At 51.3% G+C, this 15,241-nt stretch carries 14 protein-coding genes; 11 read left to right on the top strand and 3 right to left on the bottom strand.

The features are described from left to right. The first annotated feature begins 51 nt into the window (after positions 1–51). The 8 genes from ACFVU8_RS19180 (at position 52) to argH (ending at position 9,665) form a co-directional block, all read left to right on the top strand. Positions 52–936, top strand: coding sequence for a YitT family protein (locus ACFVU8_RS19180; protein WP_175371508.1), 885 nt, complete (start codon positions 52–54; stop codon positions 934–936). A gap of 191 nt (positions 937–1,127) precedes the next feature. Further along, positions 1,128–2,177, top strand: coding sequence for an N-acetyl-gamma-glutamyl-phosphate reductase (gene argC / locus ACFVU8_RS19185; RefSeq protein ID WP_387429493.1), 1,050 nt, complete (start codon positions 1,128–1,130; stop codon positions 2,175–2,177). Positions 2,178–2,198: 21 nt separating this feature from the next. Next, positions 2,199–3,431 carry a bifunctional ornithine acetyltransferase/N-acetylglutamate synthase gene (argJ, locus tag ACFVU8_RS19190; protein WP_387429357.1) on the top strand — a complete coding sequence of 411 codons (1,233 nt, stop codon included), beginning with the start codon at positions 2,199–2,201 and terminating at the stop codon, positions 3,429–3,431. A 45-nt stretch (positions 3,432–3,476) separates the two neighbouring features. After that, positions 3,477–4,298, top strand: coding sequence for an acetylglutamate kinase (gene argB / locus ACFVU8_RS19195; RefSeq protein WP_387429359.1), 822 nt, complete (start codon positions 3,477–3,479; stop codon positions 4,296–4,298). A gap of 85 nt (positions 4,299–4,383) precedes the next feature. Then, entirely contained in the window at positions 4,384–5,643 is a 1,260-nt protein-coding gene (locus tag ACFVU8_RS19200; protein ID WP_387429361.1) for an aspartate aminotransferase family protein, read from the top strand. 3 nt (positions 5,644–5,646) lie between these two features. Next, on the top strand, positions 5,647–6,615 hold the full coding sequence (gene argF, locus ACFVU8_RS19205) for an ornithine carbamoyltransferase (protein ID WP_387429364.1): 969 nt from the start codon (positions 5,647–5,649) through the stop codon (positions 6,613–6,615). 288 nt (positions 6,616–6,903) lie between these two features. Continuing rightward, positions 6,904–8,139, top strand: coding sequence for an argininosuccinate synthase (locus ACFVU8_RS19210; protein ID WP_066378771.1), 1,236 nt, complete (start codon positions 6,904–6,906; stop codon positions 8,137–8,139). A 110-nt stretch (positions 8,140–8,249) separates the two neighbouring features. Then, complete coding sequence (gene argH, locus ACFVU8_RS19215; protein ID WP_066378767.1) at positions 8,250–9,665, top strand: argininosuccinate lyase; 1,416 nt, start codon at positions 8,250–8,252, stop codon at positions 9,663–9,665. Between the two features lie 118 nt (positions 9,666–9,783). On the opposite strand, the gene ACFVU8_RS19220 is transcribed toward argH, so the two are convergent. After that, complete coding sequence (locus ACFVU8_RS19220) at positions 9,784–10,563, bottom strand: alpha/beta hydrolase (RefSeq protein ID WP_066378764.1); 780 nt, start codon at positions 10,561–10,563, stop codon at positions 9,784–9,786. 173 nt (positions 10,564–10,736) lie between these two features. Between ACFVU8_RS19220 and ACFVU8_RS19225 the strand changes: the two genes are divergently transcribed. Further along, positions 10,737–11,336: a DL-endopeptidase inhibitor IseA family protein gene (locus ACFVU8_RS19225; protein WP_387429366.1), complete on the top strand. Its 600-nt coding sequence runs from the start codon at positions 10,737–10,739 to the stop codon at positions 11,334–11,336. 52 nt (positions 11,337–11,388) lie between these two features. On the opposite strand, the gene ACFVU8_RS19230 is transcribed toward ACFVU8_RS19225, so the two are convergent. Beyond that, entirely contained in the window at positions 11,389–11,796 is a 408-nt protein-coding gene (locus ACFVU8_RS19230; protein ID WP_379466423.1) for a CBS domain-containing protein, read from the bottom strand. Positions 11,797–11,974: 178 nt separating this feature from the next. After that, a complete protein-coding gene (locus tag ACFVU8_RS19235; protein ID WP_387429367.1) occupies positions 11,975–13,405 on the bottom strand; it encodes a VanW family protein in 1,431 nt (476 codons plus the stop codon). A 208-nt stretch (positions 13,406–13,613) separates the two neighbouring features. Here ACFVU8_RS19235 and ftsE point away from each other — a divergent pair, with 208 nt between their 5' ends. Together ftsE and ftsX are read left to right on the top strand one after the other, a co-directional pair. Continuing rightward, the gene (gene ftsE / locus ACFVU8_RS19240; RefSeq protein WP_066378748.1) at positions 13,614–14,300 is read left to right on the top strand and encodes a cell division ATP-binding protein FtsE; all 687 of its coding nucleotides are present in this window, start codon (positions 13,614–13,616) and stop codon (positions 14,298–14,300) included. After that, positions 14,290–15,204: a permease-like cell division protein FtsX gene (ftsX, locus tag ACFVU8_RS19245; RefSeq protein WP_066378746.1), complete on the top strand. Its 915-nt coding sequence runs from the start codon at positions 14,290–14,292 to the stop codon at positions 15,202–15,204. Before ftsE ends, ftsX begins: the two co-directional genes overlap by 11 nt. The last annotated feature ends 37 nt before the right edge of the window (positions 15,205–15,241 follow it).

Raw genomic sequence — 15,241 nt, forward strand, 5'->3', positions numbered from 1 at the left:
AATTTTTGGCGTCAAGAGAAAAGATAAAGTTACTTTGAAGGAGAGCCTTTCATGCAAAAGATCAACTCACGCAATAAGCCGCCGTTCATTCCGTTGAATGGACCACTGCGTCATGCAGTGGATTTAGGACTGATTCTGTTGGGGTCACTGATTACGGCGCTTGCGTTCAATTTGTTTTTCCTGCCGAACCGGATTGCTTCCGGAGGGGTATCCGGTCTATCCGTACTGGCCGAAGCCTGGTTTGGGGCAGAGCCTGCTTTTACCCAATGGGCGTTGAATATTCCACTCTTCGTGATGGGGGTAGTATTGCTGGGCAAGCAGTATGGAATGCGCTCTTTGCTGGGCAGCTTCGTGCTGCCATTGTTTATTTTTTTGACTAAAGATGGCCCCGTTCCGACTACTAATCCACTCCTTGCTTCCATATATGGAGGGATTGGGGTAGGTCTTGGTCTTGGGCTGGTCTTCCGTGGACGCGGCTCGACAGGCGGTCTCTCAATCTTGGCCCAGATTATTCAGAAGTTCTCCGGTCTGAGCTTCTCCATGTCAGTTGTGCTGCTGGATGGTACGGTGATTACGCTGGCAGCGTTTGTGCTGGGGATGGAGCAGGCGATGTATGCGCTGATTGGTTTATTTGTTACCGGCCGGGTCATTAATGCGCTGGAGGTTGGCTTTAGCTATACCAAGGTCGCGTATATTATCTCGGAGCAGACAGAGGAGATCACACAGGCGATACTGAATGACTTGGACCGTGGTCTAACGAAGCTGAATGCTCAGGGTGGCTATACAGGCGATGATCGCACGGTACTTATGGTTGTGGTCGGCCAGAACGAAATCACAAGACTTAAAGCAATCGTCAGATCGGTTGATCCGGGCGCGTTTGTAATTATTACAGAGGCCCATGAAGTGCTGGGCGAAGGATTTAAAAGAGAAGCGTGAACTCTCCTGCGCGGAGAGTCGCGCTTCTTTTTTTATACCGAAACTATGTACAAAGTTAACTTAACATGTTGTATTTATATTAATTGAGTCGTATAATAATACATATTTCAGAGCGGCTATACAATAGACTGAATATCAGGCAAGACCAGATAGATTAGAGTATCAACATCAAGCAGAAAGTGGGGATGACAGTGGAGAGCAAGCTGAGGGCGGCAATTGTTGGTTCAACGGGATATGGAGGCGTGGAGCTGATCAGGCTGCTGCAAAGTCATCCTAAGGTGGAGATCACATCAGTGATTTCCTCATCTAGCGCAGGGGTGCCTATTGAAGAAGGATTCCCGCATCTGACCGGGGTAGTGGAGCTAAAGCTGGACGGAGTGGATGCAGCAGAGATTGCCGGGAAGGCGGATGTTGTATTCACAGCTACCCCGTCGGGGGTAAGTGCGAAGCTGGTCCCACAGCTGCTTGAGGCAGGACTCAAGGTTGTGGATCTGTCGGGTGATTTTCGCTTGAAGGACGGCGCGGCTTATGAGCAGTGGTATAAACACCCGGCACCGGCCGAAGCTTATCTGGAGCAGGCGGTATACGGGCTGTGCGAGGTGTATGGAGAGCGGGCGGCGGGAGTTGATTTAATATCGAATCCAGGCTGTTATCCTACGGCTACGCTGCTGGGGCTGGTTCCGGCCATTGAAGCGGGTTGGATCAAGCATGACAGCATCATTATTGATGCGAAATCAGGGGTGTCTGGAGCAGGTCGTGGAACGAGCCTGATGGTGCATTTTTCAGAGATGAATGAGAATTTCAAAGCTTATAAGGTCAACAAGCATCAACATATACCGGAAATTGAACAGACGCTTTCAGACGTTGCCGGGAAAGATGTTACGGTGACATTCACCACACACCTCGTCCCTATGACACGGGGTATTATGAGCACGATGTATGCTGGAATGAACGGGCAATATACGGAACAGGATTTTGTGGACTTATATCGTAAGTATTATGCAGGCAGACCTTATGTGCGCGTGCGCGACGCGGGAGTGATTCCGGCAACGAAGGAAGTTAGCGGCTCCAATTATTGTGATATTGGCTTTGCGGCAGATGCCCGTACCGGGCGTATTACGATCGTATCCGTTATTGATAACATCGTGAAGGGTGCAGCTGGGCAGGCAATACAGAACCTCAATTTGATGATGGGATGGGAGGAAACCCTTGGCCTCGGCTATACACCTGTGTATCCGTAGAGTTCAGTGGTAAAAGAGACAATGAGCGAGAAGCAAACATATACCGTCGTGGAAGGCGGCAGCATCACAACACCTAAGGGCTTCAAAGCAGGAGGCTTGCACTGTGGCTTGAAAAAAACAGACCGCAACGACCTCGGCGCCATCCTGTGTGAGGTGCCTGCTACAGCGGCAGGAGTATATACAACGAATGTATTTCAGGCTGCTCCACTGAAGGTAACCCGGGAAAGTCTGGTGAATGGAACGTTACAGGCGATAGTCGTGAACAGCGGCAATGCCAATGCCTGCACAGGGGAACAAGGGGAAGCAGATGCGTACGAGATGCGCGCCGCGACTGCCCGTCAGCTGAATGTGGCGGAAGAGAATGTGGCCGTTGCTTCAACTGGTGTGATTGGGGAACTGCTCAAGATGGATGCTGTACGGAGCGGGATTGCCGGATTGCCGGAGAAGCTGGACGGGGGAGCTGCCGGAGCAGAAGAGTTCTGCCAAGCGATTCTAACTACAGATCTGGTGAAAAAAGAGTGCTGCGTAAAAGTGTCCGTAGGCGGTGAAGAGGTCGTGATTGCTGGAGCCGCGAAGGGCTCCGGGATGATTCACCCCAACATGGCAACGATGCTCGGCTTTATGACTACAGACGCAGCCATTGACGGTGAGGACTTGCTGAATCTGCTGCGCGCTGCTACGAATGTTACTTTTAATATGATTACTGTTGATGGTGATACTAGTACGAATGATATGCTCGTGGCGATGGCCAGCGGGCTTGCTGGAAATAGTAAGCTGAACCGGCTGCACCCCGATTGGGATAACTTTGCCGCTGCGTTCACGCATGTATGCCAGAGTCTGGCGAAGTCGATTGCCCGTGACGGTGAAGGTGCAACGAAGCTGATCGAGGTTCAGGTCAGCGGGGCAGTGAACGATGAAGCTGCTGCTGCCATTGCGAAGACGGTGGTCGGTTCCAGTCTGGTGAAATCGGCGATTTTCGGCGCGGATGCGAACTGGGGACGGATTATTGCTGCTGTAGGGCGTGCTGGAGTTCCGGTTTCACCGGAACGGGTGGACATCTCGCTGGGAGCAATTGAAGTATTGCTACAGTCGAAGCCGGTTGCTTTTGATGAAGAGCAGGCTTTGGTCTACTTGCAGAAGAGTGACACGGTTCTGATTACAGTAAAGCTGCATGATGGAGAGGGAACGGCTACTGCATGGGGCTGCGATCTTACTTACGATTATGTACGCATTAATGCTGCATACCGCACCTAACCCTGCGGGCATGGCTGCTGAAGTGCTTCAGGGAGGGCTTGGATAATGGTACAGAATGCAATAGATAGAGATGCGAAGGCGACCGACCGGTTGTTCGTGATGAAGTGTGGTGGCAGTACGCTAGCGGCGCTTCCGGATTCGTTCTTTGAGGATCTGCGTGACCTGCAAGCGGAGGGGATTCAGCCCGTGATCGTACATGGGGGCGGACCGGCTATTTCAGAGAACCTGACTAAGCTGGGCATCGAGAGCAGCTTCGTAAACGGCTTGCGAGTGACCACAGAAGAAGTTCTGGATGTTGTGGAGATGACACTGGCGGGTAGCATTAATAAAGCGATCGTACGTAGGATTCAAGGCAGCGGGGGGCTTGCGCTTGGATTGTCCGGCGTGGATGGCAACTTGATTACCGTTCGTCCGGTAGACAATAGCGCTGAGGTAGGGCTGGTCGGAGAAGTAACCGGGGTGAAGGCAGAGATTGTGACGGGTATCCTCGCCTTGGGTTATATTCCTGTGATTGCCCCGATCGGGGTGGATGCGGGAAGCCAGCGTTACAATATTAATGCAGATACGGCAGCGGGAGCTGTGGCTTCTCATATTGATTCACCGCAAATGATCGTAGTGACGGATGTTCCCGGTATTATGCGGACCATAGACGGGGAGAAGGTGGTTCTCCCCTCGGTGACGGTACAGGAAATTGAAGCGTTGATTGCCAGCGGTGAAATCTATGGCGGTATGATCCCCAAAGTTCGTGCAGCGATCGATTGCATCCAGGGTAATGTGTCTGAAGTGGTTATCGTGGATGGTAAGGAGCCGCATGTGTTGGGACGGGTACTACAGGGAGAAGATATCGGAACGCGTATCGTCCGATAAAGAGTACATGTATCTTGGACGTATTCAAGTTCACTATAAATAGGCAGCCCATTAGCGGCGCAGATGACAGGAGAGTGACAATGGAATGAGCAAGCTTACACAAGTGGAAGAAGGTAAAGCGGCAGGTGGCGCGGCAGGACAAGAGGAGCCGGCAGACAAGTTGAGCGCAGTGTTCCCATCCTATGCCAGATTCGATATCAGCCTCGTTAAAGGTAAGGGCAGCTGGGTGTGGGACGACAAAGGGAACAAGTATCTGGATTTCACCTCCGGACTGGCAGTGACTAGTTTGGGTCATGCTCCGGAGAAAGTCGGCGCCAAGCTGAAGGAGCAGATCGATACACTATGGCATGTCTCCAATCTGTTCCATATTCCGGGACAGGACAAGGTAGCCCAACTGCTTACCGAGAACAGTTGTGCGGACCAAGTCTTCTTCTGCAACAGCGGGGCGGAAGCTAATGAAGCGGCTATTAAGCTGGCACGTCGTTACCAGCAGAAGATCAAGGGTGTGGACCGTTACGAGGTTATCACTTTCGAGCAGTCCTTCCATGGCCGCACATTGGCAACACTGACGGCTACCGGGCAGCAAAAGGTCAAGGAAGGCTTCCTGCCGCTTCCGGCAGGCTTCAAAACCGTGCCACTACATGATTTGTCTGCGCTCAAGGCGGCAATCGGTGAGCATACAGCAGCGATCATGATTGAAATGATTTTGGCCGAGGGTGGCGTGCTTGAGGTACAACCAGAGTTTCTCGAAGCCGTGGCTGTACTTTGCAAAGAGCATGGACTGCTGCTGATTGTAGATGAAGTACAGACTGGCATGGGACGTACAGGCAAGCTGTTCGGTCATCAGCACTACAATATTGAGCCGGATATTTTCACACTGGCAAAAGGCGTAGCAAGCGGCTTCCCGGCGGGGTTGATGCTGGGCAAAGGTTATCTGCGCGAAGCGTTTTCGCCTGGCAGTCATGCGACTACTTTCGGGGGAACCCCTCTTGCGGCAGCAGTTATGTCAGCGACCATTGAAACGATGCTTGAAGATAATGTACCGCAGCTTGCGGCTGAATCGGGCAGCTATCTGGTCGGACAGCTGAAAGAGAAGCTGGCGGATGTTCCTTTTATCACTGAAATTCGCGGTAAGGGTCTGCTGATCGGTATTGAATGCAAGGGTCCTGTAGGCGATATTGTGCTGGCTGGACAGAAAAAGGGGCTGCTGTTCGTAACAGCTGGACCGAATGTCATCCGGTTGCTGCCGAACTTGTATGTCAGTAAAGAGGAAATCGATCAGGCGGTGGACATCCTTTCGGAACTCATTCATACTTATGCTACAGAAGCAAACGGGGAGGCCTAGTTCATGAATCAGGTTATACCAAGTGAAGCACAGGATATTGCCAAGAAGCTGAAAGGGCGCGACCTTCTGGAACTGAATGATTACAGCCCGGAGGAGATTACGTACCTGATTGAGCTGGCGATTGAACTGAAGAAGAAGCAGAAGAACGGCGAAGTTTATCAGCCGCTGAAGGGCAAGACAATCGGTCTTATTTTTGAAAAATCATCCACGCGTACCCGCGTATCGTTCGAAGTAGGCATGTTCCAGTTGGGTGGTCATGCGTTATTCCTGAGCAAAAATGACATTCAGCTCGGACGCGGTGAGACCGTTGGCGATACAGCACAAGTGATGTCCCGTTATCTGGACGGAATCATGATCCGGACCTTCGGTCATGACAAGGTAGAGGAGTTGGCAAAGTATGCTTCTGTGCCGGTTATCAACGGCTTGAGTGACTTAGCTCATCCCTGTCAGGTGCTGGCGGACTACCAGACGGTATACGAGCACAAGGGTCGCTTGAAGGGCTTGAAGCTGGCTTATATCGGCGACGGGAACAACATGGCCCATTCCCTGCTCATCGGCGGAGCCAAGCTAGGCGTGCATGTATCGGTAGCGGGCCCGCAAGGCTATGAGCCGGATGCAGCAGTAGTGGCAGAGGCCCGCGAGATTGCCAAGGAGACTGGCACAGAGATCGTGGTGACGACCAGCCCGCAGGAAGCGGTGCAGGATGCCGATGTCATTTACACGGATGTGTGGGCCAGCATGGGCTTCGAAGAAGAGCAATTGGCGCGTGAAGCGGCGTTCAAGGACTATCAGGTTAATGAGGAACTGGTGAAGGGTGCGAAGAGCGACTATCTGTTCCTGCACTGCTTGCCAGCACACCGTGAGGAAGAAGTGAGCACAGGTGTGATCGACGGCCCGAACTCGGTGATTTTTGATCAAGCGGAGAACCGCCTGCATGCGCAGAAGGCACTCATGGCTGCACTGATGGGTTAAGGAACTAAATCTTATTTAAAATATAATTATCTATATAAGATGGATTTGATAGTGGCATCTTGATGCTTGTGAGGAATTAACGTAGTGGAAGTTTGGAACTGGAGAAGCGTCAGCGGTCGTCTTTATCATCAGATTTCATCCGCAAAATGCGGCTTAAATATAGAAATCTGATGATAACAACGATCGGAAGTCCAAACATTCCGCGCAGTTACGACCAGACGCGAGACTTCAAAGGTGCTCGTATTCAATACATCTTATATAGCCCACACGAAAGGAAGTTGCTTGTTCATGGCTAAGGAAAAAATTGTACTCGCCTATTCCGGCGGACTTGATACATCGGTCATTCTGAAATGGCTGAAAGAGACTTATGATGCGGAGATCATTGCGTTCACAGCCGATATCGGCCAGAAGGAAGAGCTTGATGGCTTGGAGGAAAAAGCGCTCGCTACCGGCGCGTCGAAGGTATACATCGACGATCTACGCGATGAATTCGCGAGTGACTTCATCTATCCGATGTTCCAGTCGGGCGCGTTGTATGAAGGGCAATACCTTTTGGGTACGAGTATCGCTCGTCCACTGATTGCCAAGCGGATGGTGGATATCGCCATCGCTGAAGGCGCAACAGCCATCGCGCATGGCGCAACAGGTAAAGGCAACGACCAGGTGCGTTTTGAGCTGAATGCTGCGGCACTGGCACCTGGTATCCAGGTAATTGCACCTTGGCGTCTGGAAGAATTCCGTAACCAGTTCCCGGGCCGTGCGGAAATGATCGCATACGCAGAAGCAAACGACATTCCGGTTCAGGCTTCGGCAGCGAAGCCGTATTCCATGGACCGCAACCTGCTGCACATCAGCTATGAGAGTGGCGTACTGGAAGATCCTTGGTTTGATCCAAGCGCACCAGAGAACAAAGGGATGTTCCTGCTGAGCAATGCGCCTGAGGATGCACCAGATGAGCCGGAATATCTGGAGCTTGAATTCCTGAAAGGCGACTGTGTAGCTCTCAATGGCGAGTCATTGTCTCCGCTTCAGGTAATGGAGAAGCTGAACGAACTGGGCGGCAAGCACGGCATCGGTCGTGTGGATATGGTTGAGAACCGTTTTGTCGGCATGAAGAGCCGTGGCGTATATGAGACACCGGGCGGAACTATTCTGTTCACAGCGCACCGGAAAATGGAGTCCATCACGATGGACCGCGAAGTCATGAACCTGCGCGACAGCCTGATTACCCGTTACAGCACGTTGGTATACAACGGTTTCTGGTTTGCTCCTGAGCGCAAGGCGCTGCAAGCGCTGGTTACCGAGAGCCAACAAAACGTCACAGGTACAGTGCGCGTCAAGCTCTACAAAGGCAACATTATCGGTGCCGGCGTGAAGAGCCCAGTGAGCTTGTACAACCCTGAGATCGCGACTATGGAAGCTGATCCAACTCAGGCTTACGACCAAGGGGATGCAACAGGCTTTATCCGCCTGAATGCCCTGCGTCTTAAAGTATCTTCTGGCGTGGCAGAATCGAATAAATAAGTAGAGAGTACGTTCAGATAGAGCAATCAAACAAGCGGACCGTTCAGTGGGCCGTTCCTCCCGCAAGGACAGGAGCGGCTCTCTGGCGTCCAAGGAGGAGGAGTCGACAGGTGAGCAAGCTGTGGGGCGGAAGATTTACCAAAGGAACGAACAAGCTGGTGGAGGAATATACAGCATCCATCGGGTTTGATAAGGCATTGGCGGAAGAAGATGTGCAGGGCAGTCTGGCCCATGTCACCATGCTGGGCAAATGCGGAATTCTGCCGCAGGAGGATGTTGAGACGATAAAGGCGGGTCTGAACAAAGTGCTGGATAAGGTTCGTGCGGGAGAGGTTGTTTTCTCGGTATCGGATGAAGACATCCACATGAACATTGAGAAGCATTTGATTGAAGAAATCGGTCCAGTCGGCGGCAAGCTGCATACCGGGCGTAGCCGTAACGACCAAGTGGCGACGGATATGCATCTTTATCTGCGCAACCGCGTGGTGGAATTGGTAGGTCTACTCCACAATCTTCAGGAATCCCTGATTGAGCAGGCAAAAGATAATGTAGAGACGATTATCCCTGGCTACACGCATTTGCAGCGGGCACAACCGATTCTGTTCGCCCATCATTTGCTGGCCTATGTGTCCATGTTCCGCCGTGACGCGGAGCGCCTGACGGATAGCTACAAACGGATCAACGTGCTGCCGCTGGGAGCGGGTGCGTTGGCGGGAACGACGTTCCCTATCGACCGTCATTTTGTGGCGGAGCAGCTCGGCTTTGACAGTGTGTACGAGAACAGTCTGGACGCTGTCAGCGACCGTGACTTTATCGTAGAGTTTCTGGCCAATGCTTCGCTTGTGATGACACATCTGTCCCGGCTGAGCGAGGAACTGGTACTGTGGAGCAGCACTGAGTTCAGCTTCGTCGAACTGGATGATGCCTTCTGCACCGGCAGCAGTATCATGCCGCAGAAGAAAAATCCCGATGTTCCGGAACTGGTCCGGGGCAAAACAGGCCGCGTATACGGCAACCTGATCGGTCTGTTGACCGTGCTGAAGTCGCTTCCGCTGGCCTACAATAAGGATATGCAGGAAGATAAGGAAGGCATGTTCGATACGGTAACTACGCTGACAGGGGCGCTGCAACTGTTCGCTCCAATGATCGCTACGATGAAGGTGAACAAAGGCCGCATGCGCGAAGCGGTGAACACCGACTTCTCCAACGCGACAGATATCGCTGATTTCCTGGTGGGCAAAGGTTTACCGTTCCGTCAGGCGCATGAAGTCATCGGCAAGACTGTATTGTACTGTATCAACGAGGGTAAGTTCCTGCTGGATCTCACGCTCGATGAGTTCAAGCAATTCTCGCCGTTGTTCGATGAGAACATCTATGCGGTACTTCAGCCGGAAGCTGTTGTGAACGCACGTAATGTATACGGTGGCACAGCTACGGTGCAAGTGAAGGCTGCCATCGAACGGGCCGAAGCTGCCCTGCATGAAGCGAATGAGTGGGTTGTAAAACACAGCAACGCTGTTTTGTAGGTTGTTATTACAGATGACCCCACGATAGGCGCGAATATTCCTGAACATGACAAAGACTGTCTATCCCTGGCTACTGAAGCAAGGGGGAGACAGTCTTTTTTTGCAAAATAAAATCTATTTATTTGAGTGGCAGCCAGGCCAGAACATCGCGGATCTTGGCATCCCAATAACCCCATTCATGCTCTCCTGGGCCTTCATCGTAGGTTAGCGATAGGGTAGTCTTGCGGCAAGCGTCCCGGAATGACAGATTGTTCTCATACAGGAAGTCCTCTGTTCCACAGCATTGATAAAAGGCCGGTTTGGGCCCTTGTGATTGATCCAGTTCCTTTAAGAGCCACAGGAGATCGTCTGGTGTGCCTGCAACGTCTTTTTCGCCGAAAATCATCTGATACCCTCTTTTGGCAGCCGGGTCATCCGTATTTTTGAAATGCTGTGCGATATCCAGTGAACCTGACAGACTGGCCACGGCTGCAAAGCTTTCGGGCTTGCGCAGTCCTAACTTGAATGCTCCATAGCCGCCCATTGATAATCCCGCTACAAAGTTGTCCTCGCGTTTATGCGAGAGCGGGAAAAAGGAACGTGCCAGCGCAGGTAATTCCTCGCTGATGAAGGTCCAGTATTGGCCACCCATGGCCATATCTGTATAAAAGCTGTGATGCACCTGGGGCATCACCACTGCAATCCCCATTTCGGCAACATATCGTTCGATCGAGCTCCGACGCAGCCAGATGGAGTCGTCATCCGACAAGCCGTGTAACAAGTACAGCGTAGGGTGCAGCTCACCACGCGTTACATTGCTCATACCGATCTGTGAGGTTGTTGTTTGCGGTAAAATTACAGTCATGGAGGTGCTGAGACCTAACACTTCCGAATAAAATCTACATTCAATTAAAGCCATTGTATATCCTCCTCCCAGCACAAATAATAGCATAGTCCCCAAATGGTATGAAACATCGAAAGATCTGATTAGCGTTTTCATTGGCTCATGGATTGGGTATTTTAGCTTACGGGGTGTAATAAGCATCTTTAAGCGCACTTTTATGGCTAGTTTTGAAAAGGAGGAAATACAAGATGAATAAAAAATGGATGATTGGCACATTGGCTCTTTCCCTTGGACTACTGTCGGCCGGAGGAGGGGCGGTGGCAGCTTCGACACCTACAGCAAACCCTATAGCAAAAACGGTGGGGGCCTCGATACCGGGCAAGGAAGGTCCGGCGACGATTAACAATTTGACCGAGAAAAGTATTATTCCACTGCTAGTACATGCGAATGCTATCTTTTCCTACGCCAGCCAGGGCGGGGGAGATTACAAACGGGAGATTTTTCAGTACAAAGGCGACGAATATCGTTATCTCTCCAGCGACATCGGCACAGAGCAGAAACTGCTGAATTACATAAAAAAGGCGTTTACCCACAATGCAGCGGTTTATTATGCCCGGTCACAATTTATGGATCATGAAGGAAGGATGACACAAGTGAACCGGGATTATGGGACATCATTGGATTTTGAAAAGGCTACTGCCCGGATGGTCTCCAAAAATGCGTTAGCCGCAGTATTTGAATTGACAGTTCCCTATAAGAATCAAGGGGCTAACAAGGATGTAATCGTAAAGCTGAAGAAGGTGGAGGGATACTGGAGGATTGATGTGTCACCTAATGCTCTTTTTTAAAAGAGAGACTGCAGTGGAGAGCGGAGAATAGGCAGTACAAATAAAAAAAGCTCTACTGCAGGCAGCGGAGCAGATCGGACGGATAGGCAACGCCGGCATATTTTCCGTTACGAGTGACAATCACGCAATCATCCTTGGATTCATCCGGACGGTTGGTAGCCGCCGCCATCACGGTCTCCAGAGGGGCTTCAATGTCCAGCATTAGTGGAGCCTTGTTCATCAGCTTCAGAACTGGTTCGCCGTAGAAGGAATCTGCGCCCATCCGGCCGGTAGCACGTAGGAAGAAACGTTCACTCATTAGCAGTCCCAATGGCTCGTTAGCTGCGTTACAGACGACAATGCTTTTGGCTTCGGGATGCTGGAACATCACGCGCAGCGTTTCGCGGCAAGTACGGGAAGCATAGACAGCGGGCTCAGTGCGAATCAGTCCTGCAAGATCATTGATAATAGCTGTAGTCATTCTAAGTCATCCTTTCGAAATCGGGTGTATTCCTACTATACTCCTGAATCGTAAACTGCGATGGTTCTCTGCGTAATTTACCCGTAAAAACAGGCAGACTGCCTGTACACGAATATGAAAATAAAACGGTCGAACCTTCGCGGGTCCGGCCGTTTTTGATAGAGGCGATAGGTGCCTGCTACTGACTGCTGCGCACACCATCCTCCATAAAAGGACGCTCTGTAGCTTCTGGAGTGGGGTTCCGGCCCGCACCGGGCTGATTGGCTGCGACCAGCCGTTTTTGCGCAGGGTAGACGTCGCGGGACAACCGGGAAGTCTCCACGGCTTTACCGTCGACATAGCGGGTGATGTAAGTCTCGACTACATATCCTGTTTTGCCCTGCTGGATTACACGGGAGCTACCAGGCGACAGAGAGGCATCGCGGACGAAAATATCTTTCGGTGGCAGGATCTCCACCGTTTTCGATTGGATTCCATAGCTGATATTCTTAGGGAACGTGCCGAACAGCTTAACAGTCAAGGCGCGTCCCTGAACCTCGGCTTGGATAATGATGTACTTGCCGGTATTATTCCGGAAGCGGAAGTTGATATATCCTTCAGCGAACGTAGCATCCTGTCCCTTTGGCAGATAATTGACGGGTACGGAATGATTGCGCCGCTCTACAATCTCAAGACCAGTACGCAGCGCCGCATTGTACAGCGTACTGGATACCTGACAGATACCGCCGCCCATGCCGGGCTGCAGCCTGCCGCCGACGATGACTGGCGCCTCCCGGAAACCATATTCCTGACGGGCTTTTTCAATGGCCTTGCCATAATCAAACACAGCACCTGGCGGGAGAATGGTTCCGTTAACAGCTTTGGCCGCGGCATCTACGTTATGTGTGCGGCCTGGTCCGCTGCTGCCGAGTGAAGTGCTGAATTGTGTGATTTTACGCTCGATACCCTGATCTTTTAATTCTTTCAAGGTGATCGCTGGCTCCAGCACGGTTAAGGGGACTTCCAGAACAAGGGGAGTATTCTGTAGATCCTCCAGCTGTTGGAAGTCTGTAGGGAGCGCTGCCTGCAAAGTAGTCTCCAGCGCGGTCCAGTTCACCTCGCGTGAATTGGTTCCCGGTGTGTAGACCACCTGATCGCCAGGGGTAATGACCCGGGTGGCATCCACCGGGACGCCGAAGGCGGATCTCTCCCATGCGGGGCTGAGAATATCTTTGAGCTGTTTGATATCCAGACGAGAGGTTAGGCTCCAGCTATGGGGAAAGCTGCGGCGGGCGTTGAAGCGATCCCACAAATTTCCCTCTTTAAGCTCCTGAAGGGCTTGCAGGAAAGCCGGAGCTTTGTAGGTCAGCCCGGCCTGCTTCAAAGTGATAGCAACATCTGCAGTACCCTCCGCCTTGAGAACAAGCGGAAGGGCTTCGAGTGCGAGAAGCCGCTGCTCGAGACCGGAGCGAATATCATCGATATTCATACCGCCAATCTCCCAGCCGGCAAGGTTGATTCCGTCAGGCAATGTGCGCTGACTCGTATAGAGATGAAGCCCGCCGGTAACAAGCAAACCTGCTAGAATAAGACTGATCAATGCAATGAGAGCAGCGTGAATTTTTTTCATAGGAATCTCCTCTTGAGGGGTTAAATTGGTTAGGAAAGCCGTGATATTTCAAGTATATGTGCGGCCAATGTAAAACTTTCGGGTACTCAAGGAGTAACAGATTTGTTACAATAGAGACGCCTGCTGTAAAGTGCAGTTTATGGAAGTCTGGGCTGGACCTTGTCGAAAGACTTCACGGCGGAATATGTCATAATCGGGAAGTGATAGAGTGATTGAAATGCAGGATGTGTGGAAGACGTACCCCAATGGCACTCATGCGCTGCAGGGCGTGTCCGTCAAGATTGACCGTAACGAATTCGTATATGTTGTCGGTCCGTCTGGTGCAGGGAAGTCGACTTTCATGAAATTAATTTATAGAGAAGAGATGCCGACCAAAGGTCAGATTTCCGTGGGCGGTTTCAATATAGGCAAGCTCAAACCGCGTAAAATTCCTTATGTGCGCCGGAATATTGGCGTAATCTTTCAGGATTTCCGGCTGCTCCCGAAGCTGACGGCCTTTGAGAACGTTGCTTTTGCAATGGAAGTTATTGAGGCTCCGAAGAAAATTATCAAGAAGCGCGTCAATGAAGTACTAGATCTGGTCGGTCTGAAGAACAAAGCCAACCGCGAGCCTTCACAGCTCTCTGGCGGTGAGCAGCAGCGGATTGCGATTGCCCGGGCGATCGTTAATAATCCGTCCGTTATTATTGCGGACGAGCCTACGGGTAACCTTGACCCGGAGACCTCCTGGGACATTATGCAACTGCTGGACGAGATCAATTTCCGTGGCACTACGATCGTCATGGCTACGCATAACCGTGACATTGTTAACAAAATGCGCAAGCGGGTTCTGGCCATCGAGAACGGCAACATTGTGAGAGACCAAGTGAGAGGGGAATACGGTTATGAGTTTTAAGACCTTCTTGCGACACGTGCGGGAAGGCTTTAAAAACGTATTCCGCAACGGCTGGATGTCCATAGCCTCCATCACCTCGATTGTCGTCTCGTTGTTCGTGCTAGGTGTCTTTATTCTGCTTGTACTTAATGTGAACGCTATCGCCGATAAGGCGGACAGTCAGGTTCAGATCAATGTGCATCTGGCGCTTAATACCGACCAGAAGCTACGTGAGACGGTGGAGAATGAGATCGGCAGCATGCCGGAGGTCAGCAAGATTACTTTTGTATCCAAGGAGCAGGGTCTCAAGGAATTCCGTGAAGATATGGGCGCGGACGCCGCTGAACTTCTTGAAGGATTCGATGAGGACAACAACCCTTTGCCGGACAAGCTGGTAATAGAGGTCATTGAGCCGACTACTGTCCCTTTTGTGGCTGAGAAGATCCAAGCGCTGAACGAGACTCATGAAGAGCAGCCTATCTATAAAGTCAATTACGGAAAAGGCTCAATCGAGACGTTGTTTAAAGTGACGCGTGCTGTGCGCAATATTGGTTTTATTTTTGTAGCAGGATTAGGCCTGATGTCCATGTTCCTGATCTCCAATACGATTCGCGTAACCATTTTGGCCCGTCGCAAAGAGATCGGCATCATGAAGCTGGTTGGGGCGACAAATTATTTTATTCGCTGGCCTTTCTTTATAGAAGGGGCACTGATCGGATTAATTGGTTCACTCGTCACCTCGGGCCTGCTTTACGCAGGTTACACCAGTCTGTTGTCTTCTGTGCAGGGTGACCCGATGCTGGGGCTGAAGCTGATCCCGTTCGGTGAGATCTGGATGCTCCTGTGCGGTCTGCTGGTTGGGCTGGGCATGCTGATTGGCATTTGGGGAAGTACCGTGTCCATTCGCAAGTTTTTGAAGGTATAACGAGATTTCGAAGGTTCAAGTCAGGCTTCTGATTTTA

This window comes from Paenibacillus sp. NPDC058177 (genome assembly GCF_042883835.1).
Lineage (GTDB): Bacteria > Bacillota > Bacilli > Paenibacillales > Paenibacillaceae > Paenibacillus_AQ > Paenibacillus_AQ agri.